Consider the following 25,669-nt stretch of genomic DNA (forward strand, 5'->3'; position numbering starts at 1 on the left):
GGCGTGCACAGGCCCGGGCACACGCCCTGCTCAACGTGGCAGGGATTCGCGCACCTGCGTCAGCGAGCGTCGCTGGCGCCCCTGGGCGTCGTGGTTGTCGTCCGACAGCCAGGCTTCGAACGCCTGCCGCAGCAGCGGCCATTCGGTGTCGATGATGGAAAACCAGGCGGTGTCGCGGTTACGGCCCTTGTAGACCACGGCCTGGCGGAAGATGCCCTCGAACTGGAAACCCAGGCGCGCTGCGGTGCGCCGCGAGGGGGCGTTGAGGCTGTCGCATTTCCATTCATAGCGGCGGTAGCCCAGCGTGTCGAATACATAGGCCATGAGCAGGAACTGCGCCTCGGTGGACGCGGGGGTCTGCTGCAGCAGGGGCGAGAACATCACGTTGCCCACCTCGATCACGCCGTGGGTGGGGTCGATGCGCATCAGTGCCAGCGTGCCCACGGCCTTGCCGGTGCTGCGGTTCACCACCGCGAAGTGGCGCGGGTCGGTGCTCTGCACCGCGCCTTGGGCGTAGCGCAGGTAGTCCTGCGGCGTGTCGAACGGGCCGGTGAACATGTAGGTCCAGGCGCGCGGGTCGGGCGCGAGCCGGTAGGCGGCGTCCAGGTCGGCCGCGTGGCGCTCGGCCTGCAGGGGCTCCAGCAGGCAGTGGCGGCCCGCCAGGGTCACGCCGGTGGGTTGGGGGCGGGACGTCCAGCCGGGCACGGGGGCGCCGATGGGCTGGGCGAAGTCGTTGATCGAGGTGGACATGGATCGTGCAGTTGAAGCGGAAAGAAAGAAATGGAGCGTGTGACTTTAGGGGGCTTGTGGATCATCAAGAAGATCCACCAGGGCACAATCTGATGGTGCCACTGAGTTTGCCAACCAGGGGCTTTTTTGCAGGTACCCCATGACACCATCCACCCCCGTCACCGACCCTGTCCGCCATGTCCTGCTGGAGGCCCCGCTGGTGCGGGGGCGGCAGGGCGATTCGCTGCAGCGCCAGCTCCTGGCCCGCATCCGCGACGCCATCCTGGATGGGCGTTTCCCCTCGGGCTGCCGCCTGCCCGGGTCGCGGGATCTGGCGGCGGACCTGGGGGTGTCGCGCAACAGCGTGACGGCGGTGTACGAGCAGCTGGGAGCCGAGGGCTACATCGAGCTGAACCGCCGGGGCACCAAGGTGGCCGCGCTGGGCCGCAGCCGCGCTCGGAGCCGTGCGGACGCGGCCCGCGCGGCGCCGCCGCGCCTGTCCGAGCGCAGTGCGCAGGTGGCCAGCCGCTTTGCCGATGCCGCCGACACCCTGGCCTTCAAACCGGGCGTGCCTGCGCTGGCGCGGTTTCCGGTGAGTGCGTGGAAGCGCTGTTTCGACCGCGCTTTCAAAACGGCGGGCGTGTCGGCTCTGGGCTACGGCCACCCTGCGGGTGAAGCTGCCTTGCGCGGCGCCATCCTGCGGCATCTGGCGGTGGCACGGGGTGTGCGATGCGAGGCGGAGCAGGTGGTCATCACCGAAGGTGCGCAGGAGGCGCTGAACCTGTGTGTGCGGCTGGTGGCCAACCCGGGTGACACGGCCTGGGTGGAGGACCCGGGCTACCGGGGGGCGCAGACCGCCTTCCAGTGCGGGGACCTCAAGGTCGAAGCCCTGCGGGTGGATGGCTCGGGCCTGGTGGTGCCTGCCGATGCCTGGACGGCAACGCCGCCCCGGCTCATCTACACCACGCCGTCGCACCAGTACCCCACGGGCGGGGTGCTGCCCGTGGCCCGCAGGCTGGCGCTGATCCGCCAGGCCCAGGCCTGCGGTGCCTGGATCATCGAGGACGACTACGACAGCGAATTCCGCCACGCGGGCGAGCTGATCGGCGCCATGCAGGGCCTGGTGCCTGAAGCGCCGGTGATGTACGTGGGCACGTTCAGCAAGACGCTGTTCCCGTCGTTGCGGCTCGGGTTTGTGGTGCTGCCACAGGCCCTGGCGGCCGTGGCCGCACCCTTGCTCAAGGAGACCCTGCGCGGTGGGCATCGCCATGAGCAGCTGGCGCTGGCAGAGTTCATCGAGAGCGGGCAATTCAGCCGGCACCTGGGGCGCATGCGGCGCCTGTACCGCAGCCGACAGGCGCTGCTGCGCGATGCATTGGCGCAGCACCTGGCCGTGCCCCACACGGTGCTGGGGGGCGACAGCGGCATGCACCTCACGGTGCGCCTGCCGCCCGAATACCCCGACCAGGCCATTGCCGAGGCGGCCCGCGCCTACGATATGGCGCCCGCGCCGCTGTCACGCTTTGCCTTGCGCGCACAGCCCGAAGACAACGGCCTGGTGCTGGGCTACGGCAACACGTCCGAGTCGCAGTACCCGGCCCTGGTGCAGCGGCTTGCGCGGCTGGCGCAGGCGCAGCGGGCATACCGCAGCGCCTGAGCACGAAACCGCGTCAGGCGAGCAGGTCGCTGAGCGAGCGCGCAATCACCTTGGTGGCGCGGCGCAGGTCTTCCAGCTGCAGGCGCTCGTCGGCGCGCTTGGCGTGCGACTCAAGCACGGTGCGCGGGCCCGCGCCGTAGATCACGCCGGGAATACCGCGCTCCACATACAGACGCACGTCGGTGTACAGCGGCGTGCCCACGGCGGGCACGGGCTCGCCGATCACGGACTGCGCGTGTTTCTGGATGGCCTCGACCAGCGGTTTGTTGCCTGGCAGTGGGGTCATTGCGTTGGCCAGCAGCAGGCGCTTGATCTCCACGCGGATGCCGTCGCGCTCACCCGCTGCCTGCTCGATGATGCGGCGGATGGCGGCCTCGACTTCGACAGGGTTCTCTTCGGGGATCATGCGGCGGTCGAGCTTGAACATCACCTTGCCGGGCACGACGTTGGTGTTGGTGCCGCCTTCGATGCGGCCGACGTTCAGGTACGGGTGCTTGATGCCCGCCACGTTGGACGTGACCTTCTTGTACTCATTGTTCTGCGCATACAGCGCGTTCAGGATGTGCACCGCGCCCTGCAGTGCATCCACACCCGTGTGGGGCACGGCGGCATGGGCCATCTTGCCGTGCACGGTCACTTCCATCTGCAGGCAGCCGTTGTGGGCGGTGACCACTTCGTAGCTGAAGCCGGCGGCGATCATCAGGTCGGGTTTCGTCAACCCCTTTTGCAGCAGCCAGCCGGGGCCCAGTTCGCCGCCAAATTCTTCATCGTAGGTGAAGTGCAGTTCCACCGCGCCCCGGGCGGGCCTGGCCACGGCTTCCAGCGCGCGCACCGCAAAGGTGAAACTCGCAAAGTCGCTCTTGCTCACGGCGGTGGCGCGGCCGTACATGGCGCCACCTTCGATCTCTGCGCCGTAGGGGTCGTGCGTCCAGCCCTCGCCGGGCGGCACCACGTCGCCGTGGGCGTTCAGGGCAATGGTCTTGCCGCCGCTGCCGTAGGGTCTGCGCACGATGAGGTTGGTGATGGATTCCATGCCATAGGCCAACACGTCGGCGGCGGGCACGGCATGTTTCTCGGCCTCGTAGCCAAATTCCTTCAGCAGCTCGGCCGTGCGTTCGGCGTGGGGGGCGTTGTTGCCGGGTGGCGTGTCGGTGGGCACGCGCACCAGGGTCTGCAAAAAGCGCACTTCCTCGTCAAAGTGCTGGTCGATCCAGGCGTCCAGCGCGGCGTATTGGTTAGGGGTGGTCATGGTTGTTGTTCCTCTGCAAGTTGGCGCAGCACCTGGGTGAAGGCGTCCACGGCCAGCTGCATGTCGTTGTTGGTGGTGGATTCGAGCGGGTTGTGGCTGATGCCGGAGTTCAGCCCGCGCACAAAGAGCATGGCCTGCGGCATGATTTCGTGCAGCTTCATCGCGTCGTGCCCCGCGCCGCTGGGCATGCGGAACACGGGCACGCCCAGCGTATCCACAGCACGCTCCCAGTGGTGTTGCCAGGCGGGCGCGCTGGGCGCAGCGGCGGCACGCATGGATTCTTCCAGCGTGTAGCGCAGGCCGCGCCGGGCGGCGATTTTGGCGAGCTGCTCCTTCACATCGCTCACCAGCGCATCGCGCTGGGCGTCGGTGGGCGCGCGCAGGTCGAGGCTGAATTGGCAGCGGCCGGGCACCACGTTGATGGAGCCTGCGGGCACCTGCAGCTGGCCGATAGTGCCCACCGAGTCGCCGTCCTGCGCGGCGCGCTGCTCCACATACAGCGCCAGCTCGGCCACGGCCACGGCCGCGTCGCGGCGGCGGTCCATGGGGGTGGTGCCCGCGTGGCTGGCGGTGCCGATCATCTCGCACAGAAACCGCACGCTGCCATTGATGGAGGTGACCACGCCCAGGGGCAGGTCCAGCTCGTTGAGCACCGGGCCCTGTTCGATGTGCACTTCGATGAAACCCAGGTACTGCGCGGGGTCGCGCTGCAGTTTGGGAATGTCGTCGATGCACAGGCCCGCGTGCTGCATGGCCGCGCGCATGGTCACGCCGTCCACGTCCTTCTGGTCAAGCCAGGCGGGGTTGAAGTCGCCAATGAGCGCGCCCGAGCCCAGGAAGGTGGCCTTGTAGCGCTGGCCTTCTTCTTCGGCAAAACCCACCACCTCGATGCCGAAAGGCAGACGTTTGCCGGCGCGGTGCAGCTCGCGCACGCAGGCCATGGGCACAAAAATGCCCAGGCGGCCGTCGTACTTGCCGCCGTTGCGCACGGTGTCGTAGTGGCTGCCGGTCATGAGATAACGCGCGCCTTCTGTGGCGGGGTGGTAGCGCCCCACCACATTGCCCACGGCGTCGATCTCCACCTCGTCAAAGCCGCAGTCGCGCATCCAGTGGCTGATGCGCTGGGCGCAGGCGCGGTGCGCGTCGGTGAGGTAGGTGACGGTGAGCTGGCCTTTTTCGGCAAAGCCGGGGTCGGAGTGCTCGGCAAGCTTTTCCTGCCAGTCCCATACGTCATTGCCCAGCACGGGCTCGGCGCCGAACTTGTCGTTCAGGCGGATCTCGGCGATGCGGTGGACATTGCGCAGGGCCTCGGCCAGCTCGAACTCGGGGTGGTTGTCGAGCCGCCGCGCAAAGGTGTCGATGATCTCCTGCTTGGGCAGGCCGGTGCCGCGCGGCCCGCGCACCGCCAGGATGAACGGGAAGCCGAAGCGCTCGTTGTACGCGGCGTTGAGCTGCTGGATGCGTGCGAACTCATCGGGCGTGCACTGCGTGAGGCCCGCCTTGCTCTGCTCATTGGTGGATTCGGCCGTGAGATTTTTTGCCACCATGGCCTTGCCCGCCAGTTCGGGGTGGGCGCGGATCAGCGCGAGCTGCGCGTCCTGCCCCGCCGTGCGCACGACCTGGGCCAGCGCATGCTGCAGGTGGGCCTGCGAGCGGAAGGGGCGCTGCGCCAGCGCCTGCTCTGCTATCCAGGGCGAGTGTTCGTACAGGCCGTCCAGCAGCTGCAATGCCTCGGCAGCGCTGGCGGCGTTGAGTTGTTCCAGGGTCAGGGCCATGCTCAGCCTGCTTTCTGCGTAGGGTAGGGGTGCGTCTGTTTCCAGTGGCGCGCGATGTCGATGCGGCGGCACACCCACACGTCGCTGTGCTGCTGGATGTGGTCCAGAAAGCGCTGCAGCGCCGTGATGCGGCCAGGGCGCCCGAGCAGGCGGCAGTGCATGCCGATGCTCATCATCTTGGGTGCGTTATCGCCCGCCGGGTCGCCTTCGGCGTACAGCGCATCGAAGGTGTCCTTCATGTACTGGAAGAATGGGTCGGCGTGCGAATAGCCCTGCGGCAGTGCAAAGCGCATGTCGTTGCAGTCCAGCGTGTAGGGCACGATGAGCTGGGGCACGGTGGCGCCGTTGCTCTTCTTCACGTCCATCCAGAACGGCAGGTCGTCGCCGTAGTAGTCGCTGTCGTATTCAAAGCCGCCGAAGTCGGCCACCAGGCGGCGGGTGTTGGGGCTGTCACGGCCGGTGTACCAGCCCAGCGCACGGTGCCCCGTCATGCGCTCAATGATTTCCATGGCCTCGGCCATGTGGGCGCGCTCGACTTCCTCGGGGATGTGCTGGTAGTGGATCCATTTCAGGCCGTGGCAGGCGATCTCGTGGCCCAGCTGCACGAAGGCCTGCGTCAGCTCGGGGTGGCGCTGCAGCGCGCTCGACACGCCGAACACAGTCAGGGGCAGCTTGCGCTTTTCGAACTCGCGCAGGATGCGCCACACGCCAGCGCGCGAGCCGTATTCGTAGATGCCCTCCATGCTCATGTGCCGCTCAGGGTAGCTCGCGGGGTTGAACATTTCAGACAGGAACTGCTCGCTGCCCGCATCGCCATGCAGCACGGCGTTCTCGCCGCCTTCTTCATAGTTCAGCACGAACTGCACGGCAATGCGCGCGCCGCCTGGCCATTGCGCGTGGGGCGGGTTCTGGCCGTAGCCGATGAGGTCGCGGGGGTAATGCTGGGTGGAGTCGTAGATCATGGGCGTCAGGGGTTCAAAGGGTCACGGCATAAGTGCGGCGGCCAGGTCGCTGGCCGGGCGTTTGCGGTCAAACGTCAGGCTGGCTTCCACATGTTCGAGGTGCGACTGCATGAGCGAGACGGCCAGCGCCTCGTCACGCGCGGCCAGCGCCGCCACGATGTCGCCATGCTCTTCATGCGAGTGCTCGGCGGCGCTGGCGGACTGGTACATCAGCGTGATCAGCGCGCAGCGCGAGATCAGGTCGCCCAGCATCTGCGCCAGCACCTCGTTGCCCATGAGTTCGGCCATGCGCACATGGAAGTCGCCCAGCAGCTCGGTGCGGCTGCTCGCGTCGGCCGTGCCCATGGCGGCCTTCTCACTGGCCACATGGGCGCGCAGGGCCTTGATCTTGGCGGGGGTCACGGTTTGTACAAAGGCGCGCGTCATCTCGGTTTCGAGCATGCGGCGCACGGCAAACACCTGGCGGGCTTCTTCGACGGAAGGCGTGGAGACAAAAGCGCCGCGCGCGGGCTCCAGCGTGACGAGGCGGTTCTGCGCGAGCTGGAACAGCGCCTGGCGCACCAGGGTGCGCGAAACGCCGAAGTGGTCTGCCAGTTTCTGCTCGGCCAATTTGGTGCCTGGCTGCAGGCGGTGCTCCACGATGGCGCGGGTCAGCGCCTCGACAATCGCACTGGTGGATGAAGATTCCATGGTGGCATGATACGTTGGATGGCGAAAAGTGTATACACTTTTGGTCTACACGCTGCGATCTGGCAATCCTCGCCGATCGGCCGTGGTCCCCACTTCAGGAGATTCCCTATGGGATTGAGCACCCACGTTCTCGACACCATGAACGGCTGCCCCGCCGCTGGCATGGAGGTCGCCCTGTATGCCACCGATGGCGACAACGCCACCCTCATCAAGCGCCTGGTGCTGAACCACGATGGCCGCACCGATGCGCCGCTGTTCGACAACGCCAGCCTCCGCACCGGCACCTACCGGCTGCGTTTTGATGTGGCGGGCTACTTCAAGGCCCGGGGCGTGCAGTTGCCCGAACCCAACTTTTTGAACCAGGTGAGCCTGGACTTCGGCATTGCGCATGCCGACCAGCACTACCACGTGCCCCTGCTGGTGAGCCCGTGGAGCTATTCGACCTACCGAGGTTCGTAGGCATCGCGGCCGCGCCGAGCGACGAAGCCGCTCGGAGGGATGTACTTACAACTGTCCTTCAGTCAGGGTATCCAGCTGAAAGTGCCCGCCCTTGTCCCACAACCAGGTGTCGGTGTAAGTGACCTTGCCCATGCGCGTGGGCGCTGGGAAGGGCGCCGCAGCGCGCACGGTGCGCTCGATTTCGGCCACCACCTCGGGCGCGTGGCGCGGGGCGCGCATCCAGTGCAGGCGGGTGACCTTGCCGCTGCGGTCGATGTCTACCTGCAGCACGCCGATGGCGTACAACTGGGCGGGCAGCTTGCCTTTGAAGATGCGTTCGCGGTTCAGCCCATAAAGGTGCGTGGCCGCATCCTGCCGGTAGGCCTGGGGCGTGGCGGCGGCCGAGGGGCGTGCCGACCCGGCCGCCGCGGGGACCGGGCCCTTCACGCCACCGGGCTCCGCACTGGTGGACGGCACGCTGTCAGGCGCCGGGGCGGGTTCAGGTGGCGATTTGCAGGCGGACACCAGGGCGGCGCCAAGGGCCATGATGCCTGCCAGCAGCCAGTGGCTGCGCGGGCCGGGGGAGCGGTGGGGGGGCGTGTCGGGCATGGTGTGGGTGTGGCAGGGGCCGCCAGCGGTGCCAGCGGCCAGGGGCGTTAACGACAAAGGAATGGCGGTGACAAATTTGCGTTTGCTGTTGGACGGTTTGACCGCCGGGCCAGCATGCCTGGTAACCGTAGAGTCTACCCAAGGGTCGGTGCCCCGCGAGGCCGGGGCCTGGATGGCCGTGTTTGCCGACCGCCTGGTGGGCACCATCGGCGGGGGGCACCTGGAGCTGCAGGCCATTGCAGAAGCGCGCCTGCGGCTGGCAGGCACGGCCGTCAACAACCCCGCGCCCGTGCGGTACGCGCTGGGCCCTGCGCTGGGTCAATGCTGCGGCGGTGTGGTGCACCTGGGATTTGCGCTGCTTACAGCGGCCGATACCCCAGGCCTCGCCACTCGCCTGGCGCCCCGCCACCACCCCGTGGCACTGTTTGGCGGCGGCCATGTGGGCCATGCGCTGGCCCGTGTGCTGGCGCCGCTGCCGTTTGCGCTGACCTGGATCGACAGCCGCGACGGCATCTTCCCCGAACCGCCGCCCGACGGCGCGGTCTGCGAGCATTCCGACCCTGTGCAGGGGGCCGTGCCAGGCCTGGCATCGGGCAGCCGCGTGCTGATCATGAGCTTCAGCCACGCCGAAGACCTGGACGTGGTGGCCGCCTGCCTGCAGCGCCAGCGGCAGCAGCGGGACCTGCCCTTCATCGGTCTCATTGGAAGCCAGACCAAGTGGGCCACCTTCGGCAGCCGCCTGCGCAGCCGGGGATTCAGCCAGGACGAGCTGACCCAGGTGACCTGCCCCATCGGCATCCCCGGCATCGGGGGCAAGGAGCCTGAGGTGATCGCCGTGGCAGTGGCGGCGCAGCTGCTGCTCAGTCTGAAGGTGGCCTGAGAACCTATGGCTGGAACGATTCATGCACCTGCCGTCACAACAGCTTGAATGCGGGTAATTCCCGCCCCGCAGGCACCAGACTAGGGCTGGAATCGGGAACAATTTCTGCATACACTTTGATTCACCGGTCGCAGCGGTGCCCAGCAGATTCTCTCTGCCCAGGTGCGCGACCCCCTTCTTCTGCTCAGAGCGCCCGCAGTGGTGAGCAGGTTGTACAAGCGGCATGCGCGGCACATTCGCCCGCACGCCGCCAAGGTTGAGAACTATGGAAAGCTACCTTCTCGACTGGGCCAACCTGCTCTTGCGCTGGGTCCATGTCATCACCGCCATCGCCTGGATTGGCTCGTCGTTCTACTTCGTCTTTCTCGACAGCAGCCTCACGCCGCCCGAGGACGACGACCTCAAGAAACAGGGCGTGAGCGGCGAACTCTGGGCCGTGCACGGCGGCGGGTTTTACCACCCCGTCAAGTTCGCCGTGTCACCACCCAAGCTGCCTGGGCACCTGCACTGGTTCTTCTGGGAGAGCTACAGCACCTGGATCAGCGGCTTTGCGCTGTTCACGGTGTCCTACCTCTACAGCGCCAGTACCTACCTCATCGACAAGTCGCGCATGGACTGGGCGCCCGCCACAGCCATCATCGTGGCGCTCGCGTTCTTTGTGGTGTTCTGGCTGCTGTACGACGCCATCTGCCGCATCTTTGGCCAGAGGAAGAACGGTGACGCCATTGTGGGCGCGCTGGTGCTGGTGCTGGTGTGCATTGCCTCGTGGCTGGCCTGCCACTGGTTTGCGGGCCGCGCGGCCTTCTTGCTGGTGGGCGCGATGATCGCCACGGCCATGAGCGCCAACGTGTTCTTCTGGATCATCCCAGGCCAGCGCACCGTGATCGCGCAGATCAAGGCGGGCGAGCCCGTGGACCCGATCCACGGCAAGCGCGGCAAGCAGCGCAGCGTGCACAACACCTACTTCACGCTGCCCGTGCTGTTTGCCATGCTCAGCAACCACTACAGCTTTACCTGGAGCCACCCGCAGAACTGGCTGGTGCTGATCCTGATGATGTTTGCGGGCGCGGCCATCCGCCAGTTCTTCGTGATGCGCCACGGCTACAAGCTGGGCCGCAACGGCAACCCGCTGCCCTATGCGCTGGTGGGCGTGGCGGTGATCGTGGGCGCCATCGCCTGGATGCGCCCGGCACCCGTCGCCGCTGTTGCAGCCGTGGCCACCCCCGCGCCCGCTACGGGTGTTGCTCCTGTTTCAGGAGCTACCGGGGAAGGCACAGCGGGCGCAGGCGGCCCAATTGACTTCAAATCGGTGCAGGCCGTGCTGGAGCAGCGCTGCTACATGTGCCACGGCGAGCAGGTGCAGATGAAGAACCTGCGGCTCGATTCGCCCGCGCTGGCCCAGCAGCATGCCCAGGCCGTCTACCAGCAGGTGGTGGTGCAAAAGCTCATGCCCATGAACAACGCCACGGGTATGACGGATGCCGAGCGTGCGCTGGTCAAGCGCTGGTTCGAGGCAGGGGCGCCCACGGGGCCTTGAGGCCGCGTAGTGTGGAGTGCTCAGTGCGGCGTCACTCTGCGCTTAAGCGAGGCCTAGCCCTTGACGACGGTGGCGTCGATCTCCACCACCTGCCCCGGGTATCCCAGGCGGGCGACACCCAGGAGCGTTGCCGGAGGTACTTGCCCGCCAAAGTACTCGGTCACGGCGCCCCAGGCGGCTGAAAGATCGGCCTGTTCGCCGACGACGTAGACAACAACGCGGCGAATGTCTGGAGCGGCAAACCCGTGGATCGACAGAACCTTGCTCAGATTCGCCAGGCACTGCGATGCCTGGGCGCACGGATTTCCGGGCGCCACGATCGAGCCATCGGTGGCCTGCGGCACCTGGCCTGCAAGGAAGAGCTGGCTCCCCACGCGCTGCGCGTACTGATAGTGCGGTGTGCTTGGCAGGCCTGCGGCGGTTTCGGCTTCGTTCATGGGTGGTGCAGAGGGAGATGTGGCGCGAGTTCTTTTGTGACGCCTAGCGTTTGGCATGAGACTCAGGCCTCGTCATTGCAGGTGCTCAGTCATGGGCCTGATGCTCAAGTTGGTACCACTGCTCACCCTCTGGCGCCCGGTTGGACACCAGACTGACAGAGAACTTTGCAGCTGACCGCAGTATCGGTTGGGGTCGCGGACTAGTCCGCGAGCTGAAGTCGCCATTCCACCGTCGATGGTGCTCCACGTGCACGACTTTGGAGCTTGATCGGAAGACCAGGACGAATTCGCCTTCATTCACCTCGGCAGGCAGCGTCATGCGGCATTGGAGCCAGCCAAGTTGCAACGCCTGGCAGTTGCTGTCGCGGGTTGAGTACGGGCCAAAGGCGAACAGTTCATGCCAGTCCAGTGGGAGTACGTTTGCCAGATCTACCTCATGGACTTTCCCGGATCGAACCAGCTTTCCGAGGGCTGTGCTGAACTCACCTGCTGGCTTGGCCGTGGTGCAGGCGAGCAGGATTGCAAGGACGCTCGCAAGCGCGATGGCTTTTGCGAAGTTCAGGATGGGTCGCATGGGGGGCTAGACAGCACCGCGCGCCAGCTCGAATGCCCGCCGTGTTTGAACCATGTACACAGCTGGCCCATCGGGGGTGTTTATCGTCTGTTGCGGCACGAACCCCGCCTTCTCGTAGCAGCGGATGGCTCGCAGGTTGTCCGGAGACGGGTCGGTCTGAATCTTGGTTACCTCAGGGTCGTTGAACAGCATCTCAACAAGCGCCCGAACCAGCTTGGTTCCAAGGCCTTTCCCCAACTGCGATGGATCTGCCAGGGATTGGTCTATTCCACGGACTCCAGGATCGGTTTCGTCTTCCCACCACCCGCTACCACTTCCAAGTGCGACATATGACTGCGCGTACCCCATCGGTTCGTTGTCCAGCATGGCGATGTATGGCGTGACAGACTCTTTCGCCAGAGCGCTTGGCAGGTACTCCTGCTGCACTTCAGCGAGTGTCGGCCGTGCTTCTTCTCCGCCCCACCACTCCACGATGTGAGGCCGGTTCAGCCAGTCATGGAGCATGGGAAGGTCCTGCTCGGTCATGAGGCGCAGTGTGACTGAGCCATGGTTGGTACTCATGAAAACGGACTCCGTGTTGCCCAACGACGGGCTAGGCCGTGCGGGGCTGAGGTTGATAGATGACTTTGAATTTCTCACAGGCGAGCAACATCCTCTCGTCAAACTGTCGCCCGGCTCTGGCGCACTCCTGCTCGAAGTACCGTCGATGGCCCTCAAGCCAGTAGGCGAGAGACCCGTCGCCTTCACCTTCGACGGCCGCAAACTCTGCGGTGACTTCGTTGTAGGGCACAACATCGACGGCTTGCGTCTCGATGACGCAGAGCGGCTGGCCTGACCAGGCTGTGACGATGCTGAGGTCTCCCGGCCTTGGGGGCCGTATTCCCTGGTCTTCGTAGGACCACAACGAGCCTGCGGTTGCACGCTTGACGCCGCGCAGCACCAGGTCGGCCAGTTCGTCGGCAAGCTCCTCGCTGTCGCCAAAGATGCAGACGTCGTAGTAGCGGCCATGATCGGCCGTCCCTGTGGCAAAAAGGAACTCGTTCCAGAACGGAAGAAGGTGTGGGGGGACGGACATAGGTTGGGTTACGGCCTGATGTGGAAGTGAGGGGCCGTTGGCGCGAAGGGGTGGGAACCACAAGCTCAGCTGGTGGCTGTCCCGCTCGACTGCAGGGTCAGACGATTTCTTCACGACGGATTTCCGAAGTAACACGCTGAATCGAATACGGCTCCAATCGCGCAGGCCAGAAACCAGGGGGACCAAAGCCACAGTGATGATGGAACTCACGGGATGCGATGGGCATGGTGTTTTTGGTTTGAACTATTCCCTGCACTCGGACCCGCTTTCCCATCCAACGCTCAAGAGCAGCTAGGTGGGGCTGGATGCTGCCATTCTCGAAGGCTAGCCAACCGCTGGATCGATAGATGGCGCCTTCAATTTCATCATCACCTCTGCGTTCAGATTTGGGGTCGTGGAGGAACTCGTAGCCTTAGGTCTTTGCGTTCAAAAATTCTGCGAAACACGCTTGCCCCAGCCGTACAAACTATAGCTTGCGAAGTTGAAAGGCAAGGTAATCACACCTCCAATTCGAGCCGCGCACAGAACCCATGAACAGATGGGACGGTGCTCCTAGGCGCTCCTCGGCGCGCCTGGGACCGAGGCGAACTGGCTTGCAGCGTGAATCGCACGGCCCCTGTACCTGACTGAACCTGCGCTGCTCCCTCCACCCCCTACGTCGCCAGCACATCCTGCAGCGCCCGCGTGGCGGCCAGCGCGCCCAGGCTGGATTCGGTGAAGCCGCCGTGCAGCACCACGCCGGTGGCGGCCAGCTTGGCCTCGTGTTTGGCCACGGCGGCCAGGTTCGCCACCTCTTCGGCGTGCCGGAAGCGCCCGGGCGTGATGCGCACTGCGCCAATGGCCAGCGTGGTGCACGGAAAGAACCGCCGCACGCCGTGCCGGTCTTCTGCGTGGATGCCGCCCGCCAGCCGGGCGCCGTCGTCGAACAGCGTGACGGCCTCGCGCGCAAATTCGTCCACGATGTTCTTGCAGCGCTGCAGCCAGTTGCTGCTCTGAAAGATCAGCATGAAATCGTCCCCGCCCACATGGCCCACGAAGTCGCGGCGTGCGTCGCAGTGGGCCGTGGCCAGGCGCGCCACCAGGCGGATCATTTGGTCGCCGCGCCAGTAACCGTAGTGGTCGTTGAAGGGCTTGAAGTTGTTCAGGTCGGCGTAGCAGGCCACAAATTCGGTGCCGCTTTCCAGCAGGCGCTGCATGTGCAGGCTGATGGGAATGTTGCCGGGCAGAAAGGTCAGCGGGTTGGCGTGCCGCGCGGCCTCGATGCGGGTCTCGGTCACGGCGCGCACCAGCTGGTCGCCCGTGCCCAGGCCCAGGTAGCGGCCGTTGTCGGTCACGATGTAGCCGTCGCTCAGGTAGCGCTGGTCCTGCGAGGTGAGGATGCCCACCAGCTGGTCCACGTCGCAGTCCAGCTCCACCACCCGCGGCGCCTGGTTGGCAAATGCCAGGCACGATTTGCGGCCGTGCACTTCGCGGAAGTACAGCGTGGCGTAGTGGTTCATGAACTGCTGGCGGTTGATGAGCGCCACGGGGCGTGTGCCGTCCACCACGGCCAGCGCGTGCAGGTCGGTGTGCTGGTGGAAGATCGCGGCCACCGCATCGTTGCTGGTGGCGGGCGATGCGGTGGGCGCTTGCACCACCAGCAGGCTGCGCAGGATGCCCGGGCGTGCGGTCTGGCCCAGGTGTGGCAGCACGGCCACGCGGCGGTCCTGCATCACTTCCAGCGCGGGGCCCTCCACCGTGTCGCGTGGCTCGCGTGCCGGGCGGCCCAGCAGCCAGCCCTGGCCGTAGGGGATGTCCAGGTCGCGCAGCGCGCGCAGGTCGTCGCGGGTTTCGATGCCTTCGGCAATCAGCTTGGTGCCAAACACATCGGCAATGCCCTTGATGGCCTGCAGCATCTGCAGGTTCTCGGGGTGGTCGCTGATGTCGTGGATGAAGTATTTGTCGATCTTCACGAAGTCTGGCTTGACCTCGGACCACAGCCGCAGGCTGGAGCGGCCGTCGCCAAAATCGTCCAGCGCCACGCGCGCACCGCAGGCGTGCACGGCCTTGATGGCCTGGCGCAACACGGGCATGTCGCTCACGCGCTCGTGTTCGGTGATCTCTAGCACCAGCATGCGGGCGCTCAGGCCAAAGCTGCGCACGGTCTCGCCCAGCATCTCGGCGCCCACCAGCGCCACGCCGTGCACCAGTGCATCGGCGCTGATGTTGACGAACAGGCGGCCCGGCGCGTCGTGCTGGCCCCATTGGGCGAGTGCGGTGAACACGCACAGCAGCTCGAAGTCCTGCAGGATGCCCTCCTGCCGCGCCAGGCTCAGCAGCACGTCGGGGGTGTGGAGGGGTGAGTCCTGGGGGCCCCGGATCAGGGCCTCATGGGCATGGATGTTGCCCTCGCGCAGATCGGCCAGGGGCTGGAAGACGCAGTGCAGCCCACCCGCCTGCATCAGCCGGGCCAGCGGGCCGGTGCCATGGCGTGCAGCGGGCGACAGCAGCGCCATCATCGCCTCCAGCCGGCTCCATTGGGTGTTCTGCATCGCGTTGTGGTCCCTGAGCAAGGACGCAAAGATACCCAGCCGCCGTGACGGTTTGGTTACAGAATCCAGGTCGCTATATTTTTAATAGCTTGCATGGCATGTCTGTAGAGCGGAGAGGGCCTTTTTTGTTCACGAAAGGCCCGCTCAAGAGCCTCAGAAACGGTGGCGGACGCCCACGCCCACGCTGCTGCCCTTGGCCTGGTTGGTGATGCGGTCGGCCATGGCCATCACGTACAGGTCGGTGCGCTTGGACAGGAAATGGTCGTAGCCCACGGTGAAGGTCTTGCGCGAGATGTCGGTGGCGCTCAGCGTGGTCTGTGCCCACGATGCCAGCACCTTGCCGGTGGCGCCCACGGGCACTGAAACGCCCAGCTGCGTGGTCTTGGCCTTGATGGCGGTGTTGTCGGCCTTGGCCTGGCCATAGCTGGCAAAGGCCTTGACCATCGTGAAGTCGTAGGCGCCGCCCAGCATCCAGTCGGTCTTGGTGGTGCCCAGGTAGGTGCTGGGCACGGCGGGGTTGCTCATCTGGTCGCGCTCGTAAAAGCCGGTGAGCGTGATGGGGCCGTTGAAGTACAGCGCGTTGATGCCCACGTTCTTCTTGCCGCTGTCGCCCGCGATCTCGCCAAACTGGTAGTGCAGGTTGGCCGAGAGCCCGCCAAAGTTGGGCGTGCTGTAGATGATCTCGTTGGCCCAGCCGGTGTCGGATGGCGTGGTGGAACCCCAGCCGGTGCCGTTGAACAGCGGCACGTTCATGTGCAGGATCACGGGCGCAAAGGTGAATGAGTCGCCCAGCGGGTTCGACAGGATGGAAGGCAGGAAGTTGGGCGCCAAGCCCCGGCCCACAGTGACGCTGCCGAAGCCGCCCGACAGGCCCACGTTGGCGTCGCGCGAGAAGAAGGTGTCGTTGGCGAAGCGGCCCTGGATGCCGCTGTCCACCTTGATGAAGGAGGTGAGCGCGAAGTTGGCCTTGAGCCCGCCGCCCAGGTCCTCCGTGCCCTTGACGCCAAACCACGACGTAGTCATGCCGCCGCTGCCCACTACAGCGCTGCGGCCCGCATCACCGGCATTTTTCATGGAGCCCACATACACATCGGTCAGCCCCATCAGCTGGACCGAGCTTTGGGCCTGGGCCCCGGTGGTGCACAGCAGCAGGGCGCCGCCCAGCGAGAGGGACAGAGACAGTGTGGACAGGTTTTTTTTCATGGATTTTCCTGGAGTGAAATGCCGGACGCCCGGCGTTGGGAGGAGGGGATTGCGGCCCGGTGTGCACCGTGGTGCAGCGGCGGGCCCGCACGCAGGAATCCGCAATTTCCGTGCCTCTGCTGACACAGGTTCTTACAGCTGCACATCCCATCGCTGTGCAAGCAGGGCAGGGTGCGGCCATGTGGGCGGTAGCAGGTCCGCGCGCAGCTTTCTTGTGTTTTTGCGCAAACCCTGGCAGGACGCGGCTTGCGACGTTGTGGGCCTTTGATCTTGCTCAATGCCCCGGGCGCGGCGGCGCGGCAAAGTGGCTTCCATGCTGCCCTCTACCCTTTTCTCCCTGCCCGCTGACACCGAGGTGATCGCCCCCGGCGAAGTGCTGCGCAGGCGCAACGAGGTCCTCACCTCCGTGTTGCATCTGGAAAGCGGCCGCGTGCTGCGCGGTGTGCTGGATGACGGCTTTTTGCGCCACCAGCTGGGCGCGGTGGAAGGGCCGTTCTGGCTCGATGCCGCGTCGGCCCTGATGGGCATGCCCTTTCCGGTGGACATGGTGGCCGACACGCGCCTGCAGGTGCGGCGCCTGCCGATTGAAGCATTCCGCCGCAGCCTGGCGGCCATGCCAGCAGGCGCGCGCGGCCTGCTGCTGGACATGGCCCAAGGCTACCGGCAGCAGTCCGAACTGGCGGTAAGCCGCCTTGCGCAAGATGCGGAATCGCGCTGTGCGCAATGGCTGCTCAAGCACGCTGAACCCGACCCCTCGGGCGCCATGCAGGTCACGCTGCACCAGCGCAAGCGCCTGATTGCCGCCCAGTTGGGCATTGCCCCCGAGACCTTCTCGCGCGTGCTGCGCCATTTGCGGGAGCTGGGCCTCATTCATGGCACCGGCAACGTGCTGAACCTGCCCCAACCCCGGGCGTTGCAGTCGATGGCGGGGTGCTGAGGGCGCGCCTTCCCCGCTCAGCGGGGCGGTGCCGCACTCAGGGTTTTTCCTTGCGTTTTTCCAAGGGTTCCACCCAAGCCCCCGGCCCCGGGGGCTGCGTATATTTGTTGGGACATGTCTGTTGTGACCCGTCCCCATGCCTAACCTTCCGCGTGCCTGCGACGCTCCTGTGCCGGGGTGTCCATGACGGCCCCCGCACCCTCGGCTGCGCCCGACGACGCACCCGGCTGGCTGGTGCCGGGTGCGTTGGTGCTGCGGCTCATGCTGGTGGCGGCGCTGGCCGTGGCCTTGTCGGGGGCGGTGGCGGCCTGGCTGGTCACGCGCGCATCGGGTCAAGAGGCCGTGCGCCGGGTGGTCAACCAGCAGACCGATGAAGTCGAGGTGGTGGCCCGCCTGCTGGCCAGCAAGATCGAACAAAGCCAGAAGGTGCTGCGCACCGTGGCTGCAGGCATCACGCCCGGCATGCTCGAATCCCCCTCGTCGCTCGAATGGCTGCTGCAGCAGGGTTTGCCCGCCGTGCAGTTCTTCGACACCATGCAGGTGGCCCGCGACAACGGCGAGCTGCGCCTGAACCTGCGTGCCGGGCAGCAGCAAAAAGCCGCCGACCTGGACCCGGCCGAGCGCGATGCCCTGCGCCGCACCCTGGTGGACGGCAAACCCCTGGTGTCCGAGTTGATCACCGGGCGCGGTGGCGAGCCGCGTGTGATGTTCACCATGCCGTTGCACCGCGAAGACGGCACCGTGCTGGGCGTGGTGGCCGGGGCCTTGCGTCTGCAGTCGCAAAGCCTGCTGCCCCCGTCCATGACACTGCCCGCACGCGAGGACTCGCAGCTCATCGTGTTCACGCGCGACGGCACCATCCTCTCGCACTCCGACTCGTCCCGCATCCTGGGCCAGGTGCGTGACGAAGCCGGGCTGGCGCCGGTGTATGCGCGCTGGCTGACCCAGGCCCAGCCCGTGGTGGGGCGGGGCATGAGCCATGTGCAGCCCGACCACATCGTGAGCATGGCGGGCATGCCCCTGCCGCAGTGGATCGTGGCGCGGGTCAGCACCTCGCAGGCATTGCTCGCACCCCTGCGCGGCGCCCAGCGCGAGGCTTGGTGGCTGGCCGTGGCCAGCATGCTGCTGTGCATGCTGCTGGCCGTGGCCCTGATGGGCTGGATGGCCCAGCCCCTGGCGCAGCTCACCCACAAGGCGCGCCAGCTGCTCAAGACCAGCACCCGGCACCAGCAGCCCCCGACCGACCAGGACTGGCCCCGCGCGGGCGGTGAGGTGGGCGAACTGGTGCGCGTGTTCCAGGGCCTGGTGCAGCAGGGCCAGCAGCAGCAGCAGCGCAAGGACACGCTCGATGGCCAGTTCCAGGCCGTGCTCGACAGCGCCTCGGTGGGCATCATCATCTCGCGCCACGGCATGCTCGACGTGGTGGGCCGCCAGGCCTGCGTGATGCTGGGCTACACCGCGCAGGAGCTGCAGGGGCGCCCCGCACGCACCGTGTACGCCAGCGACGCAGACTATGCCCAGGTGGGCGAGCGCGTGCGCTCCGAGATGGCGGCACATGGCGCGTTCGACGGCGACATCTGCTTCATGCGCAAGGACGGCACGCCTGTGTGGGCCCGTGTGCAGGGGCGCAGCGTGCGGCCCGACGAGATGCACGGCGGCACCGTGTGGATCCTGGAAGACATCACCGCCGCCCGCGAAGCCCAGGTCCAGCACGCCTGGGAGCGCACGCACGACGCGCTCACCCAGCTCTACAACCGCGCCGCTTTTGACGAGCGCCTGGGCCTGCTGATGGCCGAGCGCTCCACGCGCCAGCGCAGTGCCGCAGAGGATGAGGATGGCAACGAGCCGCAGGGCGACGGGGTGGTGCTGTTCCTCGATCTGGACCATTTCACCGTGGTCAACGACATTGCGGGCCATGACGCGGGTGACGATGTGCTGCGCCATGTGGCCCGCCTGCTGGCATCGCAGGTGCGCCAGATCGGCTGGGCGGCGCGTCTGGGGGGCGACGAGTTTGCGGTGGTGCTGCCCGGCTGCGCCCTGGCACGCGGCCAGGCGGTGGCGGAGCAACTGCGCGTGGCGGTGCATGCCTGGGAGCCGTCGTACCAGGGGCGCAGTTTCACGCTGGGGGTGAGCATCGGGCTGGTGGTGCTGGATGCGAGCCTGCAGGATGTGCCGTCGGTGCTGTATGCGGCGGACATGGCTTGTTATGACGCCAAGCGGGCGGGGCGCAACCGGGTGGAGACGCGGCATGCGAGCCAGGCGACGGTGTCGGCGTCGGCGTCGGGGCGGATGGCGTTGGGGCCGGTTTGAGGTTTTTTGGCTGCTGGCGCCTTATGGGTATGCCTTGGTAGCTATTGTTTTTGTAGTGAATCATTCCTGCCTGTTTGGGCCGCGTTTGTCTTCTCTCGGGCGCTGCTTCCCTACCCGTTCGGGCTGAGCTTGTCGAAGGCTTGGCGTGCTGGTTTGAAATGCATGCTGGGGTTGAGGGCGGGAGCCGGGTTGTCGCCCCGGCAGGCGACTCACTTTTCTTTGCTTCGCCAAAGAAAAGTAAGCAAAAGAAAGGCGACCCCCAGTCTGCGACCCCTTCGCGTTGCGAAGGGGCAAACCTGCGGCGGGGCGGTTGCGGGGTGCGCCGCAGAACTCACTGCGCTGCTTCGCAGCTTCGTTCGGACAACTGCGGCGAGTCAGTTCACGAAGCATGGGCGCTTCGACGCCCATGCCACCCCACAACCGCCCCGCCGCAGGCGCAGCCAGCAGGGGGTTGGACATCCGGACCTCCAACAGCCGAACAGCCACACGGGCCTTTGCTACGCTCGGCCCCCTCTCGCGGGCGCAAGCGCCTCGCGCTGCGCAGGCTGGGCCGAGCGCAGCAATGGCCCGTGTGGATGTCCGATTCGCGGGTCCCCTTCACGATGCGCCGAGGAGCGCAGGGCGTGGGGCGGCACGGGCGTCGAAGCGCCCGTGCTTCGTGCACTGACTCGCCGTGGTTGTCCGAGCGGCGCGCGCAGCGCAAAGCGAGTTCCACGGCGCGCCCCACGTCCGAGCACCGCAGGTTGCCCGCAGCGAAGCGGAGGGACGCAGCGTGCAGGGTCGCCTTTTCTTTGGTGACTTTCTTTTGGCGAAGCAAAAGAAAGCCACTGCGCCGCCGGGCGCACACCCCGGCCTCCGCCCTGAACCCAAGCACACCTTCCAAACCAGCACGCCAAGCCTTCGACAAGCTCAGCCCGAACGGATGGGGCTCGCGCCCAGACTTAGACAGAAGCTCAGTCCGAACGCCGAGTAGAAATCAAAATGCTATAAAAATACTAGCTAAAAAGGCATAACCAGCAGGCGGTAGAGGCCAAAAAAACCTCAATCCCCCACCCGCCCCAACGCCCTCAACACATTCTCCGCAGTCGCCGGTGCCGTCAACACCACCGGCGCCGCAGCATCCACGCCACTGCGCCCAGCCGCCACCGCATTGCGCAGCGCCTCATACACACTGATCGCCAGCATGAACGGCGGCTCCCCCACCGCCTTGCTGCCGCCCACGTTGTCCTCGCGGTTGGCTTCGGGCCACAAGTCCACCTTGAAGTGTGCCGGGATGTCTCCCGTTGCCGGGATCTTGTACGTGCTGGGCGCGTGGGTGGCCAGGTAGCCCTTGTCGTTCCACACCAGCTGCTCGGTGGTGAGCCAGCCCATGCCCTGCACAAACCCGCCCTCGATCTGGCCGATGTCGATGGCCGGATTGATGCTGTGGCCCACGTCGTGCAGGATGTCCACCTTCAGCACGCGGCTCTCACCGGTGAGGGTGTCGATGGCCACCTCGGTGCAGGCGGCGCCGTAGGCAAAGTAATAGAAGGGGCGCCCGGTGAGCGTGGCCTTGTCGTAGTGGATCTTGGGCGTGCGATAAAAGCCGTCGCTCCACAGCTGGATGCGGTTGGCGTACGCCTCTTTCACAACGGCGTCGAAGCTGCGCACGGCCTTGGGCGAGATCACCTGGCCGCCCGCGAACTGGATCGCGCCTGCGCCGCAGCCGTCCAGGCCGCACACGAACGAGGCCAGGTTGTCGCGCACGTTGCGTGCGGCGTACTGGGCGGCGCGGCCGTTCAGGTCGGTGCCGCTGCTGGCGGCGGTGGCGCTGGCGTTGGGCACCTTGCTGGTGTCGCTGGCCGTGACCAGCACGCGGTGCAGCGGCACGCCCAGCTCGTCGGCCACGATCTGCGCCACCTTGGTGTGCAGGCCCTGGCCCATTTCGGTGCCACCGTGGTTCACCTGCACGCTGCCGTCGGTGTACACATGCACCAGAGCGCCGGCCTGGTTGAACAGCGTGGCGGTGAAGCTGATGCCGAACTTGACGGGCGTGATGGCGATGCCGCGCTTGATGACCGGGTTGTGCGCGTTCCAGGCCGCAATCTCGGCCTGGCGTTGGCGGTAGCCCGAGGTTTGCTCCAGCGTAGGCATCAGCTCGTGCAGGATGTTGTCTTCCACCGCCATCTGGTAGTGGGTGACGTTGCGGCCGCTGCTCGCGTCCTTGCCATACAGGTTGGCCAGGCGCACGTCCTGTGCGTCCAGGCCCAGCGCGCGCGCGATGTCGCCCAGGATGGCCTCGATCACGATCACGCCCTGTGGGCCGCCAAAGCCGCGGAACGCGGTGTGGCTCTGGGTGTTCGTCTTGCAGCGGTACGAGGCGATCTCAACATCGCTCAGGTAATAGGCGTTGTCGCTGTGGAATACGGCGCGGTCGGCCACGGGGCCCGACAGGTCGGCGCTGAAGCCGCAGTTGGCCGCCATGTGCAGCTTCAGGCCCGTGATGCGGCCGGTGTCGTCAAAGCCCACGTCGTATTCGTACGCAAACGGGTGGCGCTTGCCGGTGATCATGAAGTCCTCGTCCCGGTCCAGCCGCAGCTTGACGGGGCGACCCAGCTTGTGGGCGGCCACGGCAGCCCACACGGCCAGGTGCCCGGCCTGCGTCTCCTTGCCGCCAAAGCCACCACCCATGCGGCGGCATTCCACGCGCACCGCATGGTTGTCGATGCCCAAGGCGTGCGAGACCCAGTGCTGCACCTCGCCCGGGTGCTGTGTGCTGGAGTAAACCCACCACTGTTTTTGCTCCAGCGGCATGGCGTAGGCAATCTGGCCTTCGAGGTAGAAATGCTCCTGCCCGCCTACCTCGAATGCGCCGCTCAGGCGGTGGGCGGATTGCGCCAGGCCCGTGGCCGCATCGCCTCGGCGCACAAACACGGGGGGCAGCACATAGCTTTGTGCTTTCAGCGCGTCCTGCACCGTCAGCACGGCAGGCAGGGGGGTGATGTCGAGCTTCACGGCGCGTACCGCACGGCGCGCCTCCATGACCGAGTCGGCCACCACCAAGCCGATCACCTGGCCTACAAACTGCACGCTATCAATGGCAAACACCGGTTCGTCGTGCGCGAAGGCGGCCAGGATCTTGTCGCCCGGCACATCACTCGCCAGCACCACGCCACGCACGCCGGGCAGGGCCAGCGCGGCGCTGGCATCCACACCGTTCAGGCGGCCATGCGCCACCGTGGAGAGGATGGGCGCCGCATACAGCGTGCCCTTCACCTCGGGCAGGTCGTCGATGTAGTGGGCGGCGCCTGCCACCTGGGCGCGAGCGCTTTCGTGGATGTGCGAATGGCCCATCGCGGCCCGTGTGGGCGAGGGCAGGGCCTGGGTGGGGATGTGTTCGGGGGCGTTCATACCGTGGCCTCCAGCGTCAAGGTGTCCAGGCTCACCGAGGGGCGGCCCTGGCTCTCCAGCCAATAGCGTTGCAGCAGGCTGCCCAGCACCTGGCGGCGGTAGGCGCCGGTGGCGCGCATGTCCGAGATGGGGCTGAATTCGGCCTGCAGTACGGCGGCGGCACGCTGTGCGGTGGCCTCGGTCCAGGGCTGGCCTGCCAGCGCAGCCTCGGTCTGCCGCGCACGGGCTGGCGTGGCGGCCACTCCGCCTGCGCCAATGCTGGCGCGCTGCACGGTGCCGTCCGCGATGTCGAGGTTGAGCACCAGGCAGACAGCAGAGATGTCGTCGTCAAAGCGCTTCGAAATCTTGTATGCCCGGAGCTGTTCTTGCGGGGTGGGGCGGGGCACCACGATGCGCACAAGCAACTCATCCGCCGCCATCACGTTCTGCCGGTAGCCGGTGTAGAGGTCTTCGAGCGGCAGCTGGCGCTCGCCCCGGGCCTGGCTGGCCAGCACCACCTGGGCGCGCAGCGCGATCAAGAGCGGCATGGAGTCACCAATCGGCGAGCCGTTGGCCACGTTGCCGCCCAGCGTGCCGGAGTTGCGCACGGGCAGCCCAGCAAACCGCGTGGCAAATCGGTGCAGCTGCGGCCACTGTGCGGTGAGGGCTGCAAATGCGTCGGTCAGGCTCACGGCCGCACCGATGTGGATGGCCTCAGCGTGCTGCGTGACTTCGCGCAGCTCGGCCGCGCGGGTCACGTCGATCACCTGCGTGTATTGCTTGTGCTGCTTGGTCACCCACAGCCCCACATCGGTACAACCCGCCACGACCTGCGCGCCGGGGTGGGCGGCACGCGCGGCCAGCAGGGCGGCCTGGCTGGTGGGGGCGATATAAGAAAAATTGGCTGCCTGCGCGCTCAGGTCTTGCGCCAGAAGCTTCAGTTTTTGTAGCACTTCGGCTTCATTGACTGCCATGCCGGGCAGCGCAGCCATCTGCTGGGCGGCATCGAGGATGGGGCGGTAGCCGGTGCAGCGGCACAGGTTGCCCGAGAGTTCTTCCTGGGCCAGCTCGCGGGTGATGGGCTCACCATGGCGGACATGGTCGAGCGCCGACGGGCCGCCCCTAGGCGTGAGGGCCCCCTCGGGGGGCAGCGAACCACACGCAGTGGGGAGCGTGGGGGCTATGTGGTTCTGGTACATCCCGAAGAGGCTCATCACGAAGCCGGGAGTGCAGAACCCGCATTGGGAGCCGTGGCACTGGACCATCGCTTCCTGCGCGGGGTGGAGCGTGATCGTTTGTGGGGCAGCGGGGGGATCGCCCACCGGCTGGATCAGCGGGTCTTCCGCCAGGTCCTCTACCGTCCACAGCGCCATGCCATTCACCGAATGCGCCAGGCGGATGCAGCTGTTCACGGCGCTGTAGTGCAGCTGGCCGCCGCGCTCTTCGCCCAGCACCACGGTGCAGGCGCCGCAGTCGCCTTCGCCGCAGCCCTCCTTGGTGCCGGTGCAGCCCAGGTCTTCGCGCAGCACCTCCAGCAGGGTGCGGTCGGGTGGTACATTGCCCAGCGCCACGGGCTGGCCTCGGCGCAGGAATTGCAAGGGTTGGGTGGTCATGACGGATACCGCTTCTTCGATTGCTATCAATTCTTCAATTCATCAGAGGGTAGGGCGCCCCGAGGCCTTCAGCATAAGTACAAGCTTATGACATCAATGCACGCACTGCTATGAGAGACCACGCCCTTTTCGACAAGATAGACCTCCATCTCATAAGGGTCTTGCACACCGTGCTCACAGAACGCAGCGTATCGAGGGCCGCCGTCCGCCTGGGCATGCACCAGCCGGCGGTGTCGGCTGCGCTCAAACGGTTGCGCGACCTGTCGGGCGACCCGCTTCTGGTGCGCTCCGGCGCCAGCATGATGCCCACCGATGCCGCGCTGCGCATGGTGGAGCCCGCAGGGGCTATCCTGCGGGCGGCAGAGGCGCTGTTTTCGGATGCACGCGGGTTTGACCCGCGCACAGCCACCCGCACTTTCCGCGTCGCCGCCAGCGACTACCTCGACCCGCTGTTCCTGCCCCAGTTGGTGGCCCGCATCAAGGTCGAGGCGCCCCTGTGCCCCATCGAGATACTGCCGCTGTCGGCCGACGCTCACTACCACGCGCATCTGGCGCAGGGTGAGGTGGATGTGGTGATCGGCAACTGGCCGCAACCGCCGGACGACCTGCACATGGGCCGCCTCTTTGGCGACGAGGTGGTGTGCCTGGTGGGCAAGGACCACCCCGCCGTGCGGCGCGGCTGGGATGTGGAAAGCTGGCTGGCTGCCGAGCACATCGCGCCCACGCCCACCCACCCGGGTGCACGCGGCGTGATCGATGTGCACCTGGACAGCCTGGGCATGCAGCGCCACATCACGGCGCGCTGCGCGCATTTCAGCCTCATCCCCAGCATCGTGGCATCCAGCTTGCTTGTGCTGACCACGGGCCGCCAGTATTGCGAGCGGTATGTGGAGCAGTTGCCGCTGGCCATCCTGCCCTGCCCGGTGCCGTTTCCCCGGCTCATGTATTACCAGCTCTGGCACGCGCGCACCCACCATTCGGCGGCGGCCGTGTGGCTGCGCGAATGTGTGAAGGCTGTCGCGTCTTCGCTACGAAAAGAATAGCTGCTTGGGTATGCTGAACAAGCGCAAGAAGGTGTTTTCGTTCCTATAACA

General features: G+C 66.4%; 20 protein-coding genes and 1 pseudogene. 7 read left to right on the plus strand and 14 right to left on the minus strand.

The window, feature by feature from the left end; all coding sequences use genetic code 11:
* Positions 1 to 42: 42 nt before the first annotated feature.
* Positions 43 to 750, minus strand: a pseudogene (locus ACTPOI_RS23190) (GNAT family N-acetyltransferase); the annotation flags it as partial.
* Between the two features lie 139 nt (positions 751 to 889).
* On the opposite strand from ACTPOI_RS23190, the gene pdxR reads away from it, so the two are divergent.
* Positions 890 to 2,386 (plus strand): MocR-like pyridoxine biosynthesis transcription factor PdxR, encoded by a 1,497-nt coding sequence (gene pdxR / locus ACTPOI_RS23195; RefSeq protein ID WP_440113334.1) that lies wholly within the window; start codon positions 890 to 892, stop codon positions 2,384 to 2,386.
* 13 nt (positions 2,387 to 2,399) lie between these two features.
* Here the strand turns inward: pdxR and ACTPOI_RS23200 are convergent, their stop codons facing one another.
* Genes ACTPOI_RS23200 through ACTPOI_RS23215 form a run of 4 tightly spaced genes read right to left on the minus strand, consistent with a single transcriptional unit; the run spans position 2,400 to position 7,062 of the window.
* Complete coding sequence (locus ACTPOI_RS23200; protein ID WP_440113337.1) at positions 2,400 to 3,635, minus strand: M20 family metallopeptidase; 1,236 nt, start codon at positions 3,633 to 3,635, stop codon at positions 2,400 to 2,402.
* The gene (gene uraD / locus ACTPOI_RS23205; RefSeq protein WP_252662165.1) at positions 3,632 to 5,410 is read right to left on the minus strand and encodes a 2-oxo-4-hydroxy-4-carboxy-5-ureidoimidazoline decarboxylase; all 1,779 of its coding nucleotides are present in this window, start codon (positions 5,408 to 5,410) and stop codon (positions 3,632 to 3,634) included. Before uraD ends, ACTPOI_RS23200 begins: the two co-directional genes overlap by 4 nt.
* Before the next feature lie 2 nt (positions 5,411 to 5,412).
* Positions 5,413 to 6,372 (minus strand): allantoinase PuuE, encoded by a 960-nt coding sequence (gene puuE, locus ACTPOI_RS23210; protein ID WP_440113340.1) that lies wholly within the window; start codon positions 6,370 to 6,372, stop codon positions 5,413 to 5,415.
* Between the two features lie 21 nt (positions 6,373 to 6,393).
* Positions 6,394 to 7,062 carry a GntR family transcriptional regulator gene (locus ACTPOI_RS23215; RefSeq protein WP_063462488.1) on the minus strand — a complete coding sequence of 223 codons (669 nt, stop codon included), beginning with the start codon at positions 7,060 to 7,062 and terminating at the stop codon, positions 6,394 to 6,396.
* Between the two features lie 108 nt (positions 7,063 to 7,170).
* On the opposite strand from ACTPOI_RS23215, the gene uraH reads away from it, so the two are divergent.
* Positions 7,171 to 7,521 (plus strand): hydroxyisourate hydrolase, encoded by a 351-nt coding sequence (uraH, locus tag ACTPOI_RS23220; protein ID WP_252662169.1) that lies wholly within the window; start codon positions 7,171 to 7,173, stop codon positions 7,519 to 7,521.
* Positions 7,522 to 7,566: 45 nt separating this feature from the next.
* Here the strand turns inward: uraH and ACTPOI_RS23225 are convergent, their stop codons facing one another.
* Positions 7,567 to 8,109 carry a hypothetical protein gene (locus ACTPOI_RS23225; RefSeq protein WP_440113345.1) on the minus strand — a complete coding sequence of 181 codons (543 nt, stop codon included), beginning with the start codon at positions 8,107 to 8,109 and terminating at the stop codon, positions 7,567 to 7,569.
* A 61-nt stretch (positions 8,110 to 8,170) separates the two neighbouring features.
* On the opposite strand from ACTPOI_RS23225, the gene xdhC reads away from it, so the two are divergent.
* Together xdhC and ACTPOI_RS23235 are read left to right on the plus strand one after the other, a co-directional pair.
* On the plus strand, positions 8,171 to 8,989 hold the full coding sequence (gene xdhC / locus ACTPOI_RS23230) for a xanthine dehydrogenase accessory protein XdhC (RefSeq protein ID WP_440113348.1): 819 nt from the start codon (positions 8,171 to 8,173) through the stop codon (positions 8,987 to 8,989).
* Between the two features lie 265 nt (positions 8,990 to 9,254).
* Positions 9,255 to 10,526: a urate hydroxylase PuuD gene (locus ACTPOI_RS23235; protein ID WP_440113351.1), complete on the plus strand. Its 1,272-nt coding sequence runs from the start codon at positions 9,255 to 9,257 to the stop codon at positions 10,524 to 10,526.
* 53 nt (positions 10,527 to 10,579) lie between these two features.
* On the opposite strand, the gene ACTPOI_RS23240 is transcribed toward ACTPOI_RS23235, so the two are convergent.
* The 6 genes from ACTPOI_RS23240 to ACTPOI_RS23265 all read right to left on the minus strand — a co-directional run bounded on the left by ACTPOI_RS23240 (position 10,580) and on the right by ACTPOI_RS23265 (position 16,346).
* Entirely contained in the window at positions 10,580 to 10,963 is a 384-nt protein-coding gene (locus ACTPOI_RS23240) for a RidA family protein (protein WP_440113354.1), read from the minus strand.
* A gap of 85 nt (positions 10,964 to 11,048) precedes the next feature.
* Complete coding sequence (locus ACTPOI_RS23245) at positions 11,049 to 11,537, minus strand: hypothetical protein (RefSeq protein WP_440113357.1); 489 nt, start codon at positions 11,535 to 11,537, stop codon at positions 11,049 to 11,051.
* A 6-nt stretch (positions 11,538 to 11,543) separates the two neighbouring features.
* Positions 11,544 to 12,098, minus strand: a complete 555-nt coding sequence (locus tag ACTPOI_RS23250) for an AacA4 family aminoglycoside N(6')-acetyltransferase (protein ID WP_440113360.1) — start codon at positions 12,096 to 12,098, stop codon at positions 11,544 to 11,546.
* 31 nt (positions 12,099 to 12,129) lie between these two features.
* Positions 12,130 to 12,822, minus strand: a complete 693-nt coding sequence (locus tag ACTPOI_RS23255) for an ASCH domain-containing protein (RefSeq protein ID WP_440113363.1) — start codon at positions 12,820 to 12,822, stop codon at positions 12,130 to 12,132.
* A gap of 443 nt (positions 12,823 to 13,265) precedes the next feature.
* Positions 13,266 to 15,143, minus strand: coding sequence for an EAL domain-containing protein (locus tag ACTPOI_RS23260; RefSeq protein ID WP_440113366.1), 1,878 nt, complete (start codon positions 15,141 to 15,143; stop codon positions 13,266 to 13,268).
* 153 nt (positions 15,144 to 15,296) lie between these two features.
* Entirely contained in the window at positions 15,297 to 16,346 is a 1,050-nt protein-coding gene (locus ACTPOI_RS23265; protein ID WP_440113369.1) for a porin, read from the minus strand.
* Positions 16,347 to 16,659: 313 nt separating this feature from the next.
* On the opposite strand from ACTPOI_RS23265, the gene ACTPOI_RS23270 reads away from it, so the two are divergent.
* Positions 16,660 to 17,283, plus strand: coding sequence for a Crp/Fnr family transcriptional regulator (locus tag ACTPOI_RS23270; RefSeq protein WP_094288002.1), 624 nt, complete (start codon positions 16,660 to 16,662; stop codon positions 17,281 to 17,283).
* A gap of 183 nt (positions 17,284 to 17,466) precedes the next feature.
* Positions 17,467 to 19,593, plus strand: coding sequence for a diguanylate cyclase (locus tag ACTPOI_RS23275; RefSeq protein WP_440113373.1), 2,127 nt, complete (start codon positions 17,467 to 17,469; stop codon positions 19,591 to 19,593).
* 1,041 nt (positions 19,594 to 20,634) lie between these two features.
* Here ACTPOI_RS23275 and xdhB read toward each other — a convergent pair.
* Positions 20,635 to 22,983 carry a xanthine dehydrogenase molybdopterin binding subunit gene (gene xdhB / locus ACTPOI_RS23280; RefSeq protein ID WP_440113376.1) on the minus strand — a complete coding sequence of 783 codons (2,349 nt, stop codon included), beginning with the start codon at positions 22,981 to 22,983 and terminating at the stop codon, positions 20,635 to 20,637.
* Positions 22,980 to 24,575: a xanthine dehydrogenase small subunit gene (gene xdhA / locus ACTPOI_RS23285; RefSeq protein WP_440113379.1), complete on the minus strand. Its 1,596-nt coding sequence runs from the start codon at positions 24,573 to 24,575 to the stop codon at positions 22,980 to 22,982. The genes xdhB and xdhA overlap by 4 nt, the downstream gene beginning before the upstream one ends.
* Before the next feature lie 110 nt (positions 24,576 to 24,685).
* Here xdhA and ACTPOI_RS23290 point away from each other — a divergent pair, with 110 nt between their 5' ends.
* Positions 24,686 to 25,618 carry a LysR family transcriptional regulator gene (locus ACTPOI_RS23290; RefSeq protein ID WP_094286901.1) on the plus strand — a complete coding sequence of 311 codons (933 nt, stop codon included), beginning with the start codon at positions 24,686 to 24,688 and terminating at the stop codon, positions 25,616 to 25,618.
* The last annotated feature ends 51 nt before the right edge of the window (positions 25,619 to 25,669 follow it).

The organism is Acidovorax sp. BL-A-41-H1 (assembly GCF_051942715.1).

Bases quoted from the DNA above. Each gene is read 5' to 3' on its own strand.
- xdhB (WP_440113376.1), bottom strand. From the start codon at position 22,983: ATGAACGCCCCCGAACACATCCCCACCCAGGCCCTGCCCTCGCCCACA.
- ACTPOI_RS23235 (WP_440113351.1), top strand. From the start codon at position 9,255: ATGGAAAGCTACCTTCTCGACTGGGCCAACCTGCTCTTGCGCTGGGTC.
- puuE (WP_440113340.1), bottom strand. From the start codon at position 6,372: ATGATCTACGACTCCACCCAGCATTACCCCCGCGACCTCATCGGCTAC.
- xdhC (WP_440113348.1), top strand. From the start codon at position 8,171: ATGGCGGTGACAAATTTGCGTTTGCTGTTGGACGGTTTGACCGCCGGG.
- ACTPOI_RS23215 (WP_063462488.1), bottom strand. From the start codon at position 7,062: ATGGAATCTTCATCCACCAGTGCGATTGTCGAGGCGCTGACCCGCGCC.
- ACTPOI_RS23260 (WP_440113366.1), bottom strand. From the start codon at position 15,143: ATGCAGAACACCCAATGGAGCCGGCTGGAGGCGATGATGGCGCTGCTG.
- ACTPOI_RS23265 (WP_440113369.1), bottom strand. From the start codon at position 16,346: ATGAAAAAAAACCTGTCCACACTGTCTCTGTCCCTCTCGCTGGGCGGC.
- ACTPOI_RS23240 (WP_440113354.1), bottom strand. From the start codon at position 10,963: ATGAACGAAGCCGAAACCGCCGCAGGCCTGCCAAGCACACCGCACTAT.
- ACTPOI_RS23245 (WP_440113357.1), bottom strand. From the start codon at position 11,537: ATGCGACCCATCCTGAACTTCGCAAAAGCCATCGCGCTTGCGAGCGTC.
- uraH (WP_252662169.1), top strand. From the start codon at position 7,171: ATGGGATTGAGCACCCACGTTCTCGACACCATGAACGGCTGCCCCGCC.
- ACTPOI_RS23290 (WP_094286901.1), top strand. From the start codon at position 24,686: ATGAGAGACCACGCCCTTTTCGACAAGATAGACCTCCATCTCATAAGG.
- uraD (WP_252662165.1), bottom strand. From the start codon at position 5,410: ATGGCCCTGACCCTGGAACAACTCAACGCCGCCAGCGCTGCCGAGGCA.
- ACTPOI_RS23275 (WP_440113373.1), top strand. From the start codon at position 17,467: ATGACGGCCCCCGCACCCTCGGCTGCGCCCGACGACGCACCCGGCTGG.
- ACTPOI_RS23270 (WP_094288002.1), top strand. From the start codon at position 16,660: ATGCTGCCCTCTACCCTTTTCTCCCTGCCCGCTGACACCGAGGTGATC.
- xdhA (WP_440113379.1), bottom strand. From the start codon at position 24,575: ATGACCACCCAACCCTTGCAATTCCTGCGCCGAGGCCAGCCCGTGGCG.
- ACTPOI_RS23225 (WP_440113345.1), bottom strand. From the start codon at position 8,109: ATGCCCGACACGCCCCCCCACCGCTCCCCCGGCCCGCGCAGCCACTGG.
- pdxR (WP_440113334.1), top strand. From the start codon at position 890: ATGACACCATCCACCCCCGTCACCGACCCTGTCCGCCATGTCCTGCTG.
- ACTPOI_RS23250 (WP_440113360.1), bottom strand. From the start codon at position 12,098: ATGAGTACCAACCATGGCTCAGTCACACTGCGCCTCATGACCGAGCAG.
- ACTPOI_RS23200 (WP_440113337.1), bottom strand. From the start codon at position 3,635: ATGACCACCCCTAACCAATACGCCGCGCTGGACGCCTGGATCGACCAG.